Origin of the sequence: Duganella callida, assembly GCF_004614165.1 — a bacterium.
GTDB classification, from domain to species: domain Bacteria; phylum Pseudomonadota; class Gammaproteobacteria; order Burkholderiales; family Burkholderiaceae_D; genus Rugamonas; species Rugamonas callida.
The window spans coordinates 1-17,314 of record NZ_SPVG01000161.1 but is presented as its reverse complement, the minus strand read 5'-3'; the positions used below and the strand labels follow the sequence as shown (position 1 = coordinate 17,314).

Below are 17,314 nucleotides of genomic sequence, written 5' to 3'. Positions count from 1 at the left end.
AGGCGCCGAAGTGATGCACTGGTGGACCTCGAGCAGCGAGTCGGCCGCCGTGCGCAAGTTCGCCGACGCCTACCGCGCGGCCGGCGGCGTCTGGGGCGACACCGCCATCGCCGGCGCCGACCAGGCCAAGGCGGTGGCGATCAACCGCATCGTCGGCGGCAATCCGCCCACCGCCGCCCAGTTCAACACCACCAAGCAGTTCCGCGACCTGATCGACCAGGGCGAGCTCAACAACGTGGACGACGTCGCCGTGCGCGACCGCTGGGACCAGCTGATGCCGCAGCCCATCCTCGACGTCATCAAGGTCAAGGGCCATTATTACGCGGTACCGGTCGACATCCACATGTCGACCTGGATCTGGTACTCCAAGGCCGCGTTCAAAAAGGCCGGCATCGCCAGGGAGCCTGCCACGCCCGACGAACTGTTCGCCGCGCTGGACAAGCTGAAGGCGGCCGGCCTGATCGGGCTGGCGCACGGCGGCCAGCCGTGGCAGGAAAACATCTTGTTCCAGGCCATGCTGGCGAATGTCGGCGGCAAGGAGCTGTATTTGCAGGTGCTGCGCGACCGCTCGCCGAAAGCCATCAATTCCGAGCCGTTCAAGAAGGTGCTGCTGGCGTTCAAGCGCCTGCAGGGCTATGTCGATGCGGGCTCGCCCAACCGCAACTGGAACGACGCCACGGCCATGCTCATCAGCGGCAAGGCCGGGGTGCAGATCATGGGCGATTGGGCCAAGGGCGAATTCGCCGCGGCGAAGCAGACCGCCGGCAAGGATTTCGGCTGCATTCCCGGCCTGGGCGCCCACGTGCCCTACCTGATCCAGGGCGACGCCTTCGTGTTCCCCAAGACCGCCAATGCCGAGGCGGTGCGCGCGCAAAAGCTGCTGGCCACCACCATGCTGGCGCCCGGCGCGCAACTGGAGTTCAACAAGATCAAGGGCGCGCTGCCTATCCTGAGCAATGTCGACACCTCGAGCATGGACGTGTGCGCGCAGGCCGGCATGGCCATCCTGAAGGACAAGACGCGCGCCACCGGCATGATCGAGGTGTTCCTGACGCCGGACCAGAATGGCGCGCTGCAGGACGTGCTGACGACATACTGGAACACGCGCATGCCGGTGGAAAAAGCGCAGAAGGGCATCGCCGCGGCTTTACAGGATTGATACAAATCTGATCAGCTTGTCATGTCCGGGGAGCGTGGGTTATGCTTGCCGCCGCATAGACTGAACGGGTAAGGGAATTCGTGGCAACCATCAAAGACGTAGCACGGCTGGCGGGCGTGGGCCTGGGGACCGCTTCCCGTGTCATCAGCGGCAAGGGCTCGGTGTCGCAGAGCACGCAGGAGAAGGTGCGCAAGGCGATCGAACAGCTGGAATTCCGGCCGTCGCACGCGGCGCGCTCGCTGCTGTCGGGCAGCTCGCAGATGATCGGTGTGTACATTCCCTACCTGAGCGGGACGTTTTACACCCCGATCCTGCAGGCGATTTACACCGCTTTGCGCGCGGCCGGTCTGAACATGGTGGTGGCGTTCGGCGTCGGCGACGGCGATTCGCGCACGCAGGCAATCGACGGCCTGAATTTCCTGATCGAGCGCGGCAGCGACGGCCTGATCGTGATGAGCAATGCGATGGTGGACGAGGACTTCGTTGCGCTGGGGCCGTTCCAGTCCAAGGTGGTGGTGATCAACCAGGAGTTCCCCAGCATCGCCGGGCAGTGCTTCACGGTGGACCACGTGGCGGGCGGCAAACTGGCGGCGCAGACCTTGCTGGCGCTGGGGCACCGCAAGATCGCGGTGATCGCCGGCCGCGCGGCGGCGCCGGACAACCGGCAGCGTATCGCCGGCTTCATGGCGGTGCTGGAGGAGGCTGGCGTCGATACCGGCAAGTTGTGGATGGAAGATGGCGAATTCACGCCGGAGGGCGGCTGGGCCTGCGCCGAGCGGCTGCTGCAGTCGGGGCGGGAATTCACGGCGGTGTTTTGCGCCAACGATGAGATGGCGGTGGGCGCCCTGTCGTTCTTCCAGAAGGCCGGCGTGAAGGTGCCGGAGCAGGTGTCGGTACTGGGCTACGACGATACGCACAGCGCGGAGTTCACCGCGCCGCAGCTGACCAGCGTGCATATCCCGTGGAGCGAGATGACCATGAACGGGTTGAACTATCTGCTGAACCAGTGTTACGACTTGCAGCGTCCGGTTGAGCGCGCGTACGGGATACATGTGGCGGAGCGCGCCTCGCTGGCGCCGCCGCCGGCCGTAAAAGGCGGTAAAAGGAAGTAAAAACACAGAGCACGCGCTGGCCGCCTGCTCTTTTTTTACAGTATATTTGGAAACGATTCCATTCATCGGAGACAGCATGCTTACAAAACGATTGCTCGCGACAGCCTTGCTGTTGATCGGCTCGGCGCACGCGCAGACGCGATTGCCGACGGCCTTGCCCATGCTGCACACGGAGGGCACCAAATGGCTGACGGCCGACGGCACGCAACCGGCGCTGCGCGGCATCAACCTCGGCAATTATCTGATCCAGGAATTCTGGATGATGGGGCAGGAGACCAGGGCCGTCGGCGACCAGTGCTCGCTGGAGGCGGTGCTCGACAAGCGTTTCGGCTACGAGGAGCGCCAGCGCCTGTACACGCTGTTCCGCGATAACTGGATCAGGGAGCGCGACTGGGACATGCTGCCCAGGATGAATCTGAACCTGGTGCGTCTGCCATTCATCTACAGCGTGGTGGAGGATGAAAAGCATCCGCGCCAGCTGCGCGCCGATGCGTGGAAATACTTCGACAACGCGATCGCGGAAGCTGAAAAGCGCGGCGTGTACGTCATCCTCGACCTGCACGGCGCCGTCGGCAGCCAGGGCTGGGAGCACCACAGCGGCTGCGCGGGCAGGAACAAATACTGGGACACGCCGGAATACCAGGAGCGCACCATCTGGCTGTGGCAGCAGATCGCCGCCCGCTACAAGGACCGCGGCGCGGTGGCCGGCTACAGCATCCTCAACGAACCCTGGGGCACCACGCCGGAGAACCTGGCCGTTGTGGTGGAGACGCTGTACAAGGCGATCCGCGAAGTGGACACCAATCACGTGATCATCCTGCCCGGTCACAACAAGACCGGCATCGACGCTTATGGCAAGCCGGCCGACCACGGCATGACTAATGTCGCCTTCGAGATGCATCCCTATCCCGGCCACTTCGGCTGGGGCAAGCCGGGGCTGGAAGTGCACAAAAACTGGCTGCAGTGCAGCGGCAAGGGCGACAACGTCTGCAAGTGGAAGACCAAGCTCGAAGGGCTGGATACCGCCTTCTTCGTCGGCGAGTTCCAGCCGTGGGCCTTCATGGGCGCCGAGAACGGCGGCCAGGTCATGCGCGTCACTTACGACACCTATGTCGCCAACGGCTGGGCCAATACCGCCTGGGCCTACAAGCTGGTGTCCAACCGGGGCGGCCAGGGCAAGGGCACCTGGGGCCTGGTCACCAACGCGCCCGGCGCGAAGATTCCCAAGCTCGATTTCAACAAGGCCTCGCTGGACGAGATCGAAAACCTGTTCCGCTTGTTCGGCAGCGTACCGTACGAACCGCAGCAAACCGCCATCAAGTGGATGAACGCACCTGTGGCACCCACTCCATTCGCCAAATAAAACCATGACCATGATTCTTACCGACCTGCCTACGGCGATCAAGCGCACCGACTTTGCCAGCGACTTTCTGTGGGGTGTCTCCACCTCGGCCTATCAGATCGAAGGCGCCGCCGCCGAGGACGGCCGCGTGCCGTCGATCTGGGACACCTTCGCCGCCACGCCAGGCAAGATCCGCGACGGTTCCACCGGCGCCGTCGCCTGCGACCACTATCACCGCTGGGAGGAGGATCTGGACCTGGCGCAGTCCATGGGCCTGAATGCCTGCCGCTTCTCGATCGCGTGGACGCGCATCTTCAACGGTGTCGATACGGCGCCGAACGCGCAGGGGCTGGCGTTCTATTCGAAGCTGGTGGACGGCATGCTGGCGCGCGGCCTGCAGCCGTGGTGCACGCTGTATCACTGGGATCTGCCGCAGTACCTGCAGGACCAGGGCGGATGGAACAACCGCGCCACCATCGATGCCTATCTGCGCTATGTGGATGTGATCACCCGACACCTGGGTGACCGCGTCAAGCACTGGATCACTCACAACGAACCATGGTGCACGGCCATGCACGGCAACTGGGACGGCATGCACGCGCCGGGCAACAAGAGCCTGCCGCTGGCGTTGCAGGTCTGCCACAACGTGCTGGTGTCGCATGGCCGCGCGGTGCCGCTGATCCGCGCCAACGTGGCGGACGCCAGGGTCGGCATCGCCCTCAGCCTGCATCCGATCAAGGCCGGCAGCGACAGCGCGGCCGACCAGGCGGCCGTCTCGCGCCACGACGCGCTGCGCAATCGCTGGTTCCTCGACGTGCTGTATGGCCGCGGCTATCCGGCTGAAGCGCTGGCGCTGGTGGGCGCCGACGCGCCAGTCATCGAAGCGGGCGATATGGAGGCCATCGCCGTGCCCTGCGATTTCCTCGGCGTGAACTACTACTTCCCGGAAGTGGTGGTCGATGCGCCGGACGAGTACCCGCTGCGCACTCGCATCATCCATCCGCAGGACCGCCAGCGCACCGACTTCGGCTGGGAAGTGTCGCCGCAAGGCCTGATCGATCTGCTGGAGCGCGTGGCGCGCGACTATCCGACCGGCGACCTGTATGTGACCGAGAACGGCTCGTCCTACGACGATCATATCGGCGCGGACGGCGCGGTCACCGACACCGCGCGGCGCGATTACCTGATACGCCACCTGGCCGCGATGCGCGACGCGATCGCGGCGGGCGGCAGGATCAAAGGCTATTTCGCCTGGAGCCTGCTGGACAATTTCGAATGGGCGGAAGGCTATCTGCGCCGCTTCGGCCTGACCTACATCGACTACGACACGCAACGCCGCATCGTCAAGCAGAGCGGCGAATGGTACAGCGCCTTCGTGCGCGGCAAGAACTGAATCACCACGGAGAGAGAAACATCAAAATGAAGAACACGCACAACCACATTCTGCGCCGCGCCGTCCTGGCGGCCACCCTGGCGCTGGGCGCGAACGTCATCGCCGCGCCGGCCGCCAGGCCACTGACCGAATGGCCGCACGTCACCAGCGCCGTCAAACAGAACAAGGCGATGGAAGCGCGCATCAGGCAGATCGTGGCCGGCATGACGCTGGCGCAGAAGGTCGGCCAGATGACCCAGCCGGAAATCAAGTTCAGCACCCCGGAAGACATCCGCACCTACTACATCGGCTCCGTGCTGAATGGCGGCGGCAGCTGGCCGCAGGGGAACAAGCACGCCACCGCCGCCGACTGGGTCAAACTGGCCGACGCCTACTACGACGCCTCCATGAGCACCGACATGAAGGTGCATATCCCTGTCATCTGGGGCATCGACGCGATGCACGGCAATTCGAACATGTATGGCGCCACGCTGTTCCCGCATAACATCGGCCTGGGCGCGGCCCGCGATCCCAAGCTGATCGGCGAGATGGCCAAATCCGTCGCCAAGGCGGTGCGCGCTACCGGTATCGACTGGGTGTTCGCGCCAACGCTGGCGGTGGTGCGCGATGATCGCTGGGGCCGCACTTACGAAAGCTTCTCGGAAGATCCGGCCATCGTGAAGGACTACGCCGGCGTCTACGTCAAAGGTCTGCAGGGCGATCTGAAGTCGGACAACACCGTGGTGGCCACGGCCAAGCACTTCGTCGGCGACGGCGGCACCAACGAGGGCAAGGACCGCGGCGTCAACCTGTCCACGAATGAGCAGATGTTGAACATCCACGCGCAAGGCTATTATCCCGCGCTGGCGGCCGGCGTTCAGACCGTCATGGCGTCCTTCAACAGCTGGAACGATGTCCAGGGCGGCGCCGATCACGGCAAGATGCACGGCAATAAGGAACTGCTGACCGGCGCGCTGAAAGAAAAGATGGGCTTCGATGGCCTGGTGGTCAGCGACTGGAACGCCATCACCGAAGTGCCGGGCTGCGCGGAAGACAGCTGCGCCGCCGCCATCAACGCCGGCGTCGATCTGGTGATGGTGCCGGAAAAGTGGAAGAGCTTCATCGCCAACACCATCGCCCAGGTGGAGAAGGGCGAAATCCCGATGTCGCGCATCGACGACGCGGTGACCCGCATCCTGCGCGTGAAGATGCGCGCCGGCCTGTTCGACAACAAGAAGCCGTCGCAAAACATCTACGCCGGCAAGCAGGAGGCGCTGCAGAACCGCGCGCTGGCGCGCCAGGCAGTACGCGAGTCGCTGGTGCTGCTGAAAAATAACGGTAACGTGCTGCCGCTGGCGCGCGGCAAAAAGATCCTGGTGGTCGGCAAGAGCGCCGACAACATGGCCAACCAGTCCGGCGGCTGGTCGCTGACCTGGCAGGGCACCGACAACAAGAATGGCGATTACCCGGTCAGCGACACCATCCTGGCCGGCATCAGGGATGCGGTGGGCGAGGGCAACGTCACCTTCAGCGAGAATGCGGCCGGCGTCGATGCCGGCCAGTTCGATGCGGTGATCGCGGTGATCGGCGAAACCCCGTACGCGGAAGGCGACGGCGACATCGGCCCGGCCGGCACGCTGCGCCTGTCCGGCCGTTATCCGGAAGATCTGGAAGTGCTGAAGGCGGTATCGGGCAAGGGCAAGCCGGTGGTGACGGTTCTGCTCTCCGGTCGCCCGATGTACACCAACGATCTGCTCAACCTGAGCGACAGCTTTGTCGCCGCCTGGCTGCCGGGCACCGAGGGCAAGGGCGTCAGCGATGTGTTGTTCCGCAAGGCCAACGGCAAGGTGAATGCGGACTTCCGCGGCAAGCTGTCGTTCTCGTGGCCGAAGTCGGCCTGCCAGTCGCCGCTGAATGTGGGCGATGCGAATTACGATCCGCTGTTCAAGTACGGCTATGGCCTGACCTACGCCAGCAAGGTAACGGTGCCGGCGCTGGATACCGCCTATCCGGAAGGCGGTTGCGGCAAGTCGCTGTCCGTCCCGGTGTACAATCCGACCGACCGCGCGACTTACGCCTTGTATGTGTCCAGCGGCGGCCAGCGCGTGGCGCTCGGCGCGGACCTGAACGCGGTGCACAAGCTGCCGACCGTGACGGTGGAAACCGCGCAGATCAACACCCAGCAGGACGCCAAGCGTCTGACCTGGACCGGTCCGGCGAAGCTGGAAGCGCAGGCCGGCAAGGCGATCAAGCTGCCATCTTACGCAAGTACTGACGGCGCGCTGCAATTTGATGCTATCGTGTCGGCTGCGCCGCATGGCAAGGTTGCCATCGGCATGGAGACGGTGGAGCTGGATGCCGGCGCGGTGTTCCAGCGGTTGGTGGGCAAGGGCAAGCAGACGGTCAAGATTCCGCTGGCGTGCTTCAGCGCGAAAGGCTTGCCGCTGGCGGCACTGAGCACGCCGTTCAGCGTCAGCGCCGATGCGCCGTTTGCGGCCACCTTCGCCAACATCCAGATCGTCGGCGGCGCGGCCAAGGACCAGGACGCGCTGGCGTGTGGGGACTTTAAATAAATAAAATCGGTAATACGAGGAGAAAGTAAAAGCATGGAACACTATACGCAAGCTGCCCCGGTGGCATCCGGGCAGTCGCAGGCGGGCGGCAACACCGGCCCGCTGATCATCGTCACCATCCTGTTTTTCATGTGGGGTTTGCTGACGTCCCTGAATGACGTGCTGATTCCGCACCTGAAGGCGGTGTACACGCTGAGCTACGTGCAGGCGATGCTGGTGCAGTTCTGCTTCTTCGGCGCCTACTTCATCGTCTCGCTGCCGGCCGGTATGCTGATCAAGAAGATCGGCTACCAGAACGGCGCCGTCGCGGGCCTGACGATCGCGGCGGCCGGTTGCGCGCTGTTCTACCCGGCGGCGACCAGCGGCTATACGCTGTTCCTGATCGCTTTCTTCGTGCTGGCGGGCGGCATCACCATCCTGCAGGTGGCGGCCAATCCCTACGTGGCGATTCTCGGCGATGCGCGCACCGCCTCCAGCCGTCTGACCCTGACCCAGGCCTTCAATTCGCTGGGCACCACCGTGGCGCCGACGCTGGGCGGCATGCTGATTCTGGCCGGCGGCGTTCTGAGCTCGGCCGATCTGGCGCAGCTGACGCCCGAGCAGCTGCACGCCTACCACGCCACCCAGGCGGCGGCGGTGCAAGGGCCGTATCTGGCGCTGGCGGCGGCGCTGCTGGTGCTGGCCATTCTGTTCGCACTGGCGCGTCTGCCGAAGATCGTCGATGCGGAAGGCGACACCGTGGCCAAGGGCGGCTTTGCCGAAGTGCTCAAGCACCGTCACCTGGCGCTGGGCGCGGTGGCGATCTTCCTGTACGTCGGCGGTGAAGTCAGCATCGGCAGCTTCCTGATCAACTTCATGGGTGACCCGCACGTGGCCGGCCTGTCGCCAGCCGACGCGGCGCCGTATGTCAGCTACTACTGGGGTGGCGCGATGGTGGGCCGCTTCATCGGCTTCGCCGTGATGCGCACCGTCAGCCCGGGCAAGGCGCTGGCCTTCAATGCGGCGGCGGTGATCGTGCTGGTGCTGACCGCGATCTTCAGCGGCGGCCACATGGCGATGTGGGCACTGCTGGCGGTGGGCCTGTTCAACTCCATCATGTTCCCGACCATCTTCTCGATGGCGCTGAACAAGCTGGGACCATTGACCGGTCAGGGTTCGGGCGTGCTGTGCATGGCCATCGTCGGCGGCGCGCTGGTGCCGTTCGCGCAAGGTCTGCTGGCCGACAACATCAGTTTGCAACTGTCGTTCCTGGTGCCGGCCGCGTGCTACCTGTTCATCCTGTACTTCGGCCTGCAGTTCGCCAACATGTACAACGAAAAATAAGCAGCTGGCGCTGCCGCAAAAGCTCCCCGCGGGGAGCTTTTTTTTCGCCTACGCCAGCACGTCGATCAATTTCTGCATCGGCGTCAGCGGTATCCGGGCATCCAGTTCGTCGATTTCGAGCATGACATCGTTAAACGCGACCACTCGTAGCGGCTCGATTTCATCCGTATCCGTTTCCCTGGCTTCGTGCAGAAGATGCCGTATCGCCGAAGCATCCAACCCATCGGACTTGCTCAGCAAGACGGAATATTGATGCACATCGGACTGGAGTGCGGCAATTTTCTCCGCCGGCCGGATGGCAAAATTCAAGATGCCGAAAACGGAAACCGCAGCCAGCATCCACGCCGCTGCCACAGGCAATTGCGCCGCCACAGCAGCAATCGCGCTGCTGCCGGCCAGCGTGCTGACGTGGAGGGTTGGGCTTTTTCTTTTTTGGTTCAGGAATTTCCCGCGGTAGCACGAAGGACTTCGGTTCCGGAAGCTTCACTTTATGCCTTTCCGTGCATGATCGATGGGCGCACGATTCCATCATGCAGGCGCTTTTTGCGCTAGCTTTGAGCCAGATCAGACGGGGAGGCGGCGCCATCGGCACAGGGCCGATGGCGCAGATGGCTTACAGGAAGCGGTCGAGGATTTTCTTGCTGTGCTTGTCCAGCTCGCGGATGTCGCGCACCAGGTAGTGGATGCCGTGGATGTCGCTGATCAGCAGGGTGTCCACGGTCAGGCGGCGGATGTCTTCCTCGCCGCGCAGCACGAATTCGGTGTCGCCGCGGTCGGTCGCCACCGACCAGGTGCACGGCGTGGCGTAGCTGGTCACGCTGTTGATGCGCGAAATCTCGGGCATGAATTCGCGCCCGCTCAGTTCTTCGCGCACCAGTTCACCGATGGCCGGCGGCAGGTCTTCGATGCGGTCTATCCAGCCGACCTCCTTGCCGTCCGTGTTCAGCAGCGAGATGCCGTCCTGCGGCGCCTGCACCGGGAAGGCGCGCACCGGCGACACGCCTTCGTGCACCACGCCTTCGGTGGTGGTCAGCACCAGCCGGCCATAGGGATTGCGTACCAGTTCAAATTGAGTCGTCATGTCTTATTCCTTGATGCCGTCGTCGAGATCGATGTCGACGTTGCGGGCCTGGGCCTGGTACAGGCGGTAGTAGGCGCCTTTCTGTTCCATCAGTTCTTCGTGCGGGCCGTCTTCCACCACCACGCCGCGGTCCAGCACCACCAGCCGGTCGGCCTTCTGCAGCGTCGACAAACGGTGGGCGATGGCGATGGTCGTACGGCCCTGCACCAGGTTGTCCAGCGCGCGCTGGATTTCCTTTTCGGTCTCGGAGTCCACCGAGGCGGTGGCCTCGTCCAGGATCAGGATCTTCGGATCGATCAGCAGCGCGCGCGCGATCGAGATGCGCTGGCGCTCGCCGCCCGACAGGCCCTGACCGCGCTCGCCGACCATCGAGTCGTAACCCTGCGGCAGACGCAGAATGAATTCATGCGCGTGCGCCGCGCGCGCGGCGGCGATGATTTCCTCGCGCGTCGCATCCGGTTTGCCGTAGGCCAGATTCTCGGCGATGGTGCCGAAGAACAGGAACGGCTCCTGCAGCACCAGGCCGATGTTGCGGCGGTAGTCGGCCACCCTGAAGGCGCGGATGTCCACGCCGTCCAGCATGATCGCGCCTTCGGCCACGTCGTAGAAGCGGCAGATCAGGTTGACCAGCGTGGACTTGCCGGAACCCGAGTGGCCCACCAGGCCCACCATCTGGCCGGCCTTGATTTCCAGGTCGATGCCGCGGTTGACCGCGCGGTTCCCGTAACGGAAGCCGACTTCGCGCAGCGTGATATTGCCTTCCACTTTATCCAGCTTGACCGGGTTGACCGGTTCCGGCACCGACGATACGTGGTCGAGGATATCGAAAATGCGCTTGGCCGCCGACGCCGATTTCTGCGTCACAGAGACAATGCGGCTCATCGAATCGAGACGGCCGTAGAAGCGGCTCGAGTACGCGATGAACGAGGACAGGATACCGACCGTGATGTGGCCTTTCGATACCTGATAAATACCGAACACCCAGATCACCAGCAGACCCAGTTCGGTCAGGAACGACACGGTCGGCGAGAACAGCGACCACACCTTGTTCAACTTGTCGTTGACGGCCAGATTGTGCTTGTTGGCGGTGCGGAAGCGGGTCGCTTCGCGTGCCTCCTGCGCAAACGCCTTCACCACGCGGATGCCGGGAATGGTATCGGCCAGCACGTTGGTCACCTCGCCCCAGACGCGGTCGATCTTTTCGAAGCCGGTGCGCAGGCGGTCGCGCACGATGTGGATCATCCAGGCGATGAACGGCAGCGGCAGCAGGGTGAAGATGGCCAGCCACGGATCGATGGAAAACAGGATCACGCCCGTCATCACGATCATCAGGCAGTCAGACAAAAAGTCCAGCAGGTGCAGCGACAGGAATACGCAGATACGGTCGCTCTCCGAGCCGATACGCGACATCAGGTCGCCGGTGCGCTTGCCGCCGAAGTATTCGAGCGACAGTTGCAGCAGGTGTTCGTAGGTGGTGGTGCGCAGGTCGGCGCCGATGCGCTCCGAGGCCAGCGCCAGCACGTAGGTCTTGGCCCAGCCGAAAATCCACGCCAGCACCGCCGCGCCTACCAGGCCGGACATGTACATCACCACCAGCATCGGGTCGACCTGCTTGCCGTTCTGGTAGGGGATCAGCACATTGTCCATCAAGGGGATGGTCAGATAGGGCGGGATCATGTGCGCGCCGGTGGACAGCAGCATCAGCGCAAAGCCCAGGCCCAGCTGGCCCTTGTAAGGCTTGGCGAAGCGCCACAGGCGGAACAGGGTCCAGGTCGACGGCGGCGTGTACACCACCTTGGTGCAGATCGGGCATTCCTCCTGGTCCGGCTCCAGCGGCGCCTTGCAGCTGGGGCAGACGTTTTCTTCATCAAGCATCACCGGTTCGCCGCTGGCGTGGCTGTCGCGCTGCGCCTCGAATTGTTCGACCAGACGGATCGCCGCCAGGTTCTGGCCCAGCGTGAAGCGCCACGCGGCCAGACGTCCGCGCGCGTTCACCAGTTCCAGGTGGCCGACGCCGGCATGGTCATGGTGTTTCAGCGCCAGGTCTTGTGTAAACGGCCACGATTCCCACTGCGCCGCACCCGGCGCCCTGGCCAGCACACGGCGCGGCGTGATCATCACCACGCCCTTGGAAAAATGAAGTTGCTGATCCAGGTCAACCTCCAGGGCACTTACAACGTTTTCCCCTTGGGAAAGTTGTGCCTGTATCTCCGAGCGCCAGCGTTCCGGTAGTTCGCTCAGGCTGGATACGATGGAAAGTTGTTGGCTTGTCATTGTGTGGCGTACTCCGGAGGGAAAAGGGCTGATACGACGGCTTATTTACGGTATTCTGTCAATGGTTAAACATTTGACAGAAAACAATAAAACCGGATGTTTTGCAGTATTGGCAAACTTCCCGGCAAGTATACCGCACAGCAGCAGGGCGAGGGTACAGGGTTTACAATACGGCGCGGGCTCGCATGCCGATAACAAAGTTACAAGACTAGATACATGACCAAGAAGAAAGATATTGAAGTTCTCCGCGTAACCTATTTGCGCGGACCCAACATCTGGACCTATCGCCCGGTGATCGAGGCGTGGCTGGATATCGGCGAGCTGGAGAACTTCCCCTCGAATTTGTTGCCTGGTTTGTATGAGCGCCTGACGGCGATCCTGCCGGGGCTGATCGTCCACCGTTGCGGCGTGGGCGAGCACGGCGGATTCCTCGAGCGCCTGCGCGACGGCACCTATGCCGGCCATATCCTCGAGCACGTGGTGCTGGAGCTGCAAAACCTGGCCGGCATGAAGACCGGCTTCGGCAAGACCCGCGAAATCAGCCCCGACAGCGGCCTGTACAAGATGGCTTTCCGCACCCGCCAGGAAGAAGTCGGCCGCGCCGCGCTGGCCGCCGGCCGCGACCTGCTGATGGCCATGATCGAAGATAAACCCTACGATCTGGACGCCACCGTCGCCCGGCTGACCGACATGGTCGAAAGCCTGTGCCTGGGCCCGAGCACCGGCAACATCGTCGACGCCGCCGGCGTGCGCAAGATCCCGTTCATCCGTCTGACCGACGGCAACCTGGTGCAGCTGGGCTACGGTTCGGCGCAGCGCCGCATCTGGACCGCCGAAACCGAACAGACCTCGGCCATCGCCGAAGGCATCGCCAGCGACAAGGACCTGACCAAGACCCTGATCTCGTCGTGCGGCGTGCCGGTGCCGGAGGGCCAGCTGGTCACCAACGCCGCCGAGGCATGGGAAGCCGCGCAGGACATCGGCCTGCCGGTGGTGCTCAAGCCCTACGACGGTAACCACGGCCGCGGCGTCTCGCTCAACCTGAGCAACGAAGCCGACATCGCCGCCGCCTACGCGCTGGCCGCGCAGGAAGGCGACAGCAGCAGCGTGATCGTCGAACGCTTCATCGTCGGCGACGAACACCGCCTGCTGGTGGTGGGCAAGCGCGTGGTGGCGGCGGCGGCGGGCGAATCGCTGTGGGTCACCGGCGACGGCAAGTCCACCGTGCTGCAGCTGTGCGACAGCCAGATCAACACCGACCCGCGCCGCGGCGAAACGGAAGAATTCCCACTGGGCCTGGTCAAGCCGCATGAATCGGGCGAAATCGTGCTGGAACTGCGCCGCCAGGGCCTGACCCACGAATCGGTGCCGGCCGACGGCGTGAAAGTGCTGATCCAGCCGAACGGCAACGTGGCCGTCGACGTGACCGACAAGGTGCATCCGCAAGTGGCGGCCATGGCCTCGCTGGCCGCGCGCGTGGTGGGTCTGGACATCGCCGGCATCGACCTGGTGTGCTCGGACATTTCGCGTCCGCTGGAAGAGCAGGGCGGCGCCATCATCGAAGTCAACGCCAGCCCGGGCCTGCTGGCGCACCTGAAACCGGCCGTGGGCGAACCGCGCAATGTCGGCGAGGCGATCGTCGATCACCTGTTCAAGCCCGAAGAAACCGGCCGCATCCCGGTGGTCGGCATCACCGGCACGCACGGCACCACCATGATCGCGCACCTGCTGGCCTGGCTGCTGCAAATCAGCGGCAAGAAGACCGGCCTGACCTGCGCCGACGGCCTGTATGTCAACGGCCGCCTGCTGCCGCGCGACGGCTTCAGCGACTGGGAGACCGGCGAACGTCTGCTGCTGAACAAGAACGTCGATGCCGGCGTGTTCGAAAACAGCGCGCGCATGATCCTCAGCGAAGGTCTGGCCTACGACAAGTGCGCGGTCGGCGTGGTGACCGATGTCAGCGGCTTCGAAGCGCTGAGCGACTTCCACATCGACAGCGAGGAAAAACTGTTCAACGTGCTGCGCAGCCAGGTGGACGTGGTGCTGCCGGGTGGCGCCGCGGTGCTGAACGCGGCCGACGCGCAAGTGGTCGAGATGGCCGAACTGTGCGACGGCGAAGTGATTTTCTATGGCGTGCAAGAGCATCTGCCGGCCATCGCCGCGCATCGTCAGGACGGCAAGCGCGTGGTGTTCCTGCGCGCCGACTGCATCGTGCTGGGCCAGGGCCACACCGACGTCGCCAGCCTGCCGCTGTCGCCGCTGGTGCCGCCGGAAGCCGTGCTGGCCGCGATTGCCGCCGGCTGGGCGCTGGGTCTGACGCCGGAGCTGATCGTCGCCGCCCTGCGCACCTTTGAGGCAGCACCAAAAAAATAAACCACTGAAAGCAGAACAAGAATGGAAGTTATACGCACCCGCGCCCTTCGCGGCCCGAATCTTTGGAGCCACCACACCGCCGTGGAAGCCATCGTTTCGTGCCCGCCAGAAGAACAATCGATCGTCAAGATCGCCGGTTTCGAGCAGCGCCTGCATGCGCGCTTCCCGGCCATTGGCGCCCTGCATCCGACCGGGAATTCGGACGACGTGCCGCTGGCCCGCGTGCTGGAAGTGGCGGCATTGAGCCTGCAGGCGCAGGCCGGCTGCCCGGTCACCTTCAGCCGCACCACCGCCACGCTGGACAGCGGCATCTATCAGACCGTGGTCGAATACACCGAAGAAGCGGTGGGCCGCCGCGCGCTGGAACTGGCGGCGGCGCTGATCAACGCCGCGCTGACCGACGCTCCGTTCGACCTGGCCGCCGCGCTGAACGAACTGCGCGACCTCGATGAAGACGTGCGCCTGGGCCCGAGCACCGGCGCCATCGTCAATGCCGCCGTGGCGCGCGATATCCCGTTCCGCCGTCTGACCGAAGGTTCGATGGTGATGTTTGGCTGGGGCTCGAAACAGCGCCGCATCCAGGCCGCCGAAATGGACAGCACCGGCGCCATCGGCGAAACCATCGCCCAGGACAAGGAACTGACCAAGAAGCTGCTGCACGCGGCTGGCGTGCCGGTGCCGATCGGCCGCTCGGTGGAAGATGAAGCCGACGCCTGGCAGGCCGCGCAGGAAATCGGCCTGCCGGTGGTGGTCAAACCCAAGGACGGCAACCAGGGCAAGGGCGTCACGGTCAACATCATGACCAAAGAGCACCTGGAAGCGGCCTTCCGCACCGCCAAGGAATTCCGCGACGATGTCATGGTCGAGCGCTACCTGCCGGGCCACGACTATCGCCTGCTCGTCATCGGCAACAAGCTGGTGGCGGCCGCGCGCCGCGATCCGCCGCTGGTGATCGGCGACGGCGTGCACAGCGTGCGCGAACTGGTGGACATCGTCAATGCCGACCCGCGCCGCGGCTCCGGCCACGCGACCTCGCTGACCAAGATCCGCTTCGACGACATCGCCCTGGCGCGCCTGGCGCTGCAGGACCTGAACGCGGACTCGGTGCCGGCCAAGGGCCAGCGCGTGGTCCTGCGCAATAACGCCAACCTGTCGACCGGCGGCACCGCCACCGACGTCACCGACGACGTGCATCCGGAAGTGGCGGCGCGCGCGGTGGAAGCGGCGCAGATGATCGGCCTCGATCTGTGCGGCGTCGACGTGGTGTGCGACAACGTGCTGGAACCGATCGAGAACCAGCGCGGCGGCGTGGTGGAAGTCAACGCCGCGCCGGGCCTGCGCATGCACATCGCGCCGTCGTTCGGCAAAGGCCGCGCGGTGGGCGAGGCCATCGTCAACACCATGTTCCCGGCCGGCGAGAACGGCCGCATCCCGGTGGTCGCGGTGACCGGCACCAACGGCAAGACCACCACCGTGCGCCTGATCGCGCACCTGCTGACCGCCAGCGGCCTGCGCACCGGCATGACCAACACCGACGGCGTCTACATCGAAGGCCGCCAGACCGACAGCGGCGACTGCAGCGGTCCACGCAGCGCGCGCAACGTGCTGCTGCATCCGGACGTCGACGCGGCGGTGTTCGAGACCGCACGCGGCGGCATCCTGCGCGAAGGTCTGGCTTTCGACCGCTGCCAGGTCGCGGTGGTGACCAATATCGGCATGGGCGACCACCTGGGGCTGAACTACATCACCACGGTGGAAGACCTGGCGGTACTCAAGCGCGTGATCGTGCAGAACGTGTCCGAGAGCGGCTACGCGGTGCTGAACGGCACCGATCCTATCGTCGCCGGCATGGCGGCCAACTGCCGCGGCAAGATCATCTTCTTCGGCGCCGACCGCAAACACGCCGTCATCGCGACGCACCTGGCGCAGGGCAGCCGCACCGTGTACGTCGAGGATGGCCACATCGTTGCGGCGGAAGGCCGTGAGATCAACAGGATCGCACTGTCGCAGGTGCCGATCACCCGCAACGGCGCCATCGGCTTCCAGGTCGAAAACGTGATGGCCTCGGTGGCGGCGGCGTGGGGCGTGGGCATCAGCTGGGATGCGATCCGCCTCGGCCTGAAGACCTTCGCCAACGACTCCGACAACGCGCCGGGCCGCTTCAACGTGTTCGACTACAAGGGCGCGACCCTGATCGCCGACTACGGCCACAATCCGGACGCCATCCTGGCGCTGGTGAAGGCGGTGGAGACCATGCCGGCCAAGCGCCGCGTGGTGGTGATCTCGGGCGCCGGCGACCGTCGCGACCAGGACATCACCCAGCAGACCGAAATTCTCGGCCGCGCGTTCGACGACGTGCTGCTGTACGAAGACGCCTGCCAGCGTGGCCGCGTCGATGGCGAGGTGGTGGCCCTGCTGCGCGCCGGCCTGAACGGCGCGCCGCGTACCTCGCACATCGAAGAAATCTACGGCGAATTCAAAGCCATCGACACCGCCCTGGCGCGCCTGCAGGAAGGCGACCTGTGCCTGATCCTGATCGACCAGGTCGAAGACGCCCTGGCCCACATCGCCGCCCGCATCAAAGCCGCCTGATCAGTCGGGGTCAGAGCCGACATTCGGACACGAGCTGGGGGGGATGTGGGGCCTTGGGGGGGGGGGCCCCCCCGGGTTTTTTTTTTTGTGTTTTTTTTTTTTTTTTTTTTTTT

11 protein-coding genes are annotated in these 17,314 nt (G+C 64.4%); 8 read left to right on the top strand and 3 right to left on the bottom strand.

Annotated elements, in window-relative coordinates:
• The 6 genes from E4L98_RS15825 to E4L98_RS15800 form a co-directional block, all read left to right on the top strand.
• A partial coding sequence (locus E4L98_RS15825; protein WP_135202517.1) for an ABC transporter substrate-binding protein occupies positions 1-1,159 on the top strand: 1,159 nt, incomplete at its 5' end.
• A gap of 80 nt (positions 1,160-1,239) precedes the next feature.
• Positions 1,240-2,271: a LacI family DNA-binding transcriptional regulator gene (locus E4L98_RS15820; protein ID WP_135202516.1), complete on the top strand. Its 1,032-nt coding sequence runs from the start codon at positions 1,240-1,242 to the stop codon at positions 2,269-2,271.
• A gap of 76 nt (positions 2,272-2,347) precedes the next feature.
• Positions 2,348-3,634, top strand: a complete 1,287-nt coding sequence (locus E4L98_RS15815) for a glycoside hydrolase family 5 protein (protein WP_135202515.1) — start codon at positions 2,348-2,350, stop codon at positions 3,632-3,634.
• 4 nt (positions 3,635-3,638) lie between these two features.
• A complete protein-coding gene (locus tag E4L98_RS15810) occupies positions 3,639-5,006 on the top strand; it encodes a GH1 family beta-glucosidase (protein WP_135202514.1) in 1,368 nt (455 codons plus the stop codon).
• Between the two features lie 26 nt (positions 5,007-5,032).
• The gene (locus tag E4L98_RS15805) at positions 5,033-7,558 is read left to right on the top strand and encodes a glycoside hydrolase family 3 protein (protein ID WP_135202513.1); all 2,526 of its coding nucleotides are present in this window, start codon (positions 5,033-5,035) and stop codon (positions 7,556-7,558) included.
• Between the two features lie 33 nt (positions 7,559-7,591).
• Entirely contained in the window at positions 7,592-8,881 is a 1,290-nt protein-coding gene (locus E4L98_RS15800; protein ID WP_135202512.1) for a sugar MFS transporter, read from the top strand.
• Between the two features lie 48 nt (positions 8,882-8,929).
• On the opposite strand, the gene E4L98_RS15795 is transcribed toward E4L98_RS15800, so the two are convergent.
• The 3 genes from E4L98_RS15795 to E4L98_RS15785 all read right to left on the bottom strand — a co-directional run bounded on the left by E4L98_RS15795 (position 8,930) and on the right by E4L98_RS15785 (position 12,236).
• Complete coding sequence (locus E4L98_RS15795; protein WP_135202511.1) at positions 8,930-9,253, bottom strand: hypothetical protein; 324 nt, start codon at positions 9,251-9,253, stop codon at positions 8,930-8,932.
• Between the two features lie 241 nt (positions 9,254-9,494).
• On the bottom strand, positions 9,495-9,962 hold the full coding sequence (locus E4L98_RS15790) for a cyanophycin metabolism-associated DUF1854 family protein (RefSeq protein WP_135202510.1): 468 nt from the start codon (positions 9,960-9,962) through the stop codon (positions 9,495-9,497).
• Positions 9,963-9,965: 3 nt separating this feature from the next.
• Positions 9,966-12,236: a cyanophycin metabolism-associated ABC transporter gene (locus E4L98_RS15785; RefSeq protein ID WP_135202509.1), complete on the bottom strand. Its 2,271-nt coding sequence runs from the start codon at positions 12,234-12,236 to the stop codon at positions 9,966-9,968.
• Positions 12,237-12,452: 216 nt separating this feature from the next.
• Between E4L98_RS15785 and E4L98_RS15780 the strand changes: the two genes are divergently transcribed.
• Positions 12,453-14,609 (top strand): cyanophycin synthetase, encoded by a 2,157-nt coding sequence (locus E4L98_RS15780; RefSeq protein ID WP_135202508.1) that lies wholly within the window; start codon positions 12,453-12,455, stop codon positions 14,607-14,609.
• A 21-nt stretch (positions 14,610-14,630) separates the two neighbouring features.
• Positions 14,631-17,201, top strand: a complete 2,571-nt coding sequence (cphA, locus tag E4L98_RS15775) for a cyanophycin synthetase (protein ID WP_135202507.1) — start codon at positions 14,631-14,633, stop codon at positions 17,199-17,201.
• The last annotated feature ends 113 nt before the right edge of the window (positions 17,202-17,314 follow it).

Excerpts from the sequence above, each read along its gene's own strand:
- E4L98_RS15815 (WP_135202515.1), top strand. The coding sequence starts at position 2,348 with ATGCTTACAAAACGATTGCTCGCGACAGCCTTGCTGTTGATCGGCTCG.
- E4L98_RS15810 (WP_135202514.1), top strand. The coding sequence starts at position 3,639 with ATGACCATGATTCTTACCGACCTGCCTACGGCGATCAAGCGCACCGAC.
- E4L98_RS15805 (WP_135202513.1), top strand. The coding sequence starts at position 5,033 with ATGAAGAACACGCACAACCACATTCTGCGCCGCGCCGTCCTGGCGGCC.
- E4L98_RS15800 (WP_135202512.1), top strand. The coding sequence starts at position 7,592 with ATGGAACACTATACGCAAGCTGCCCCGGTGGCATCCGGGCAGTCGCAG.
- E4L98_RS15790 (WP_135202510.1), bottom strand. The coding sequence starts at position 9,962 with ATGACGACTCAATTTGAACTGGTACGCAATCCCTATGGCCGGCTGGTG.
- E4L98_RS15785 (WP_135202509.1), bottom strand. The coding sequence starts at position 12,236 with ATGACAAGCCAACAACTTTCCATCGTATCCAGCCTGAGCGAACTACCG.
- E4L98_RS15780 (WP_135202508.1), top strand. The coding sequence starts at position 12,453 with ATGACCAAGAAGAAAGATATTGAAGTTCTCCGCGTAACCTATTTGCGC.
- cphA (WP_135202507.1), top strand. The coding sequence starts at position 14,631 with ATGGAAGTTATACGCACCCGCGCCCTTCGCGGCCCGAATCTTTGGAGC.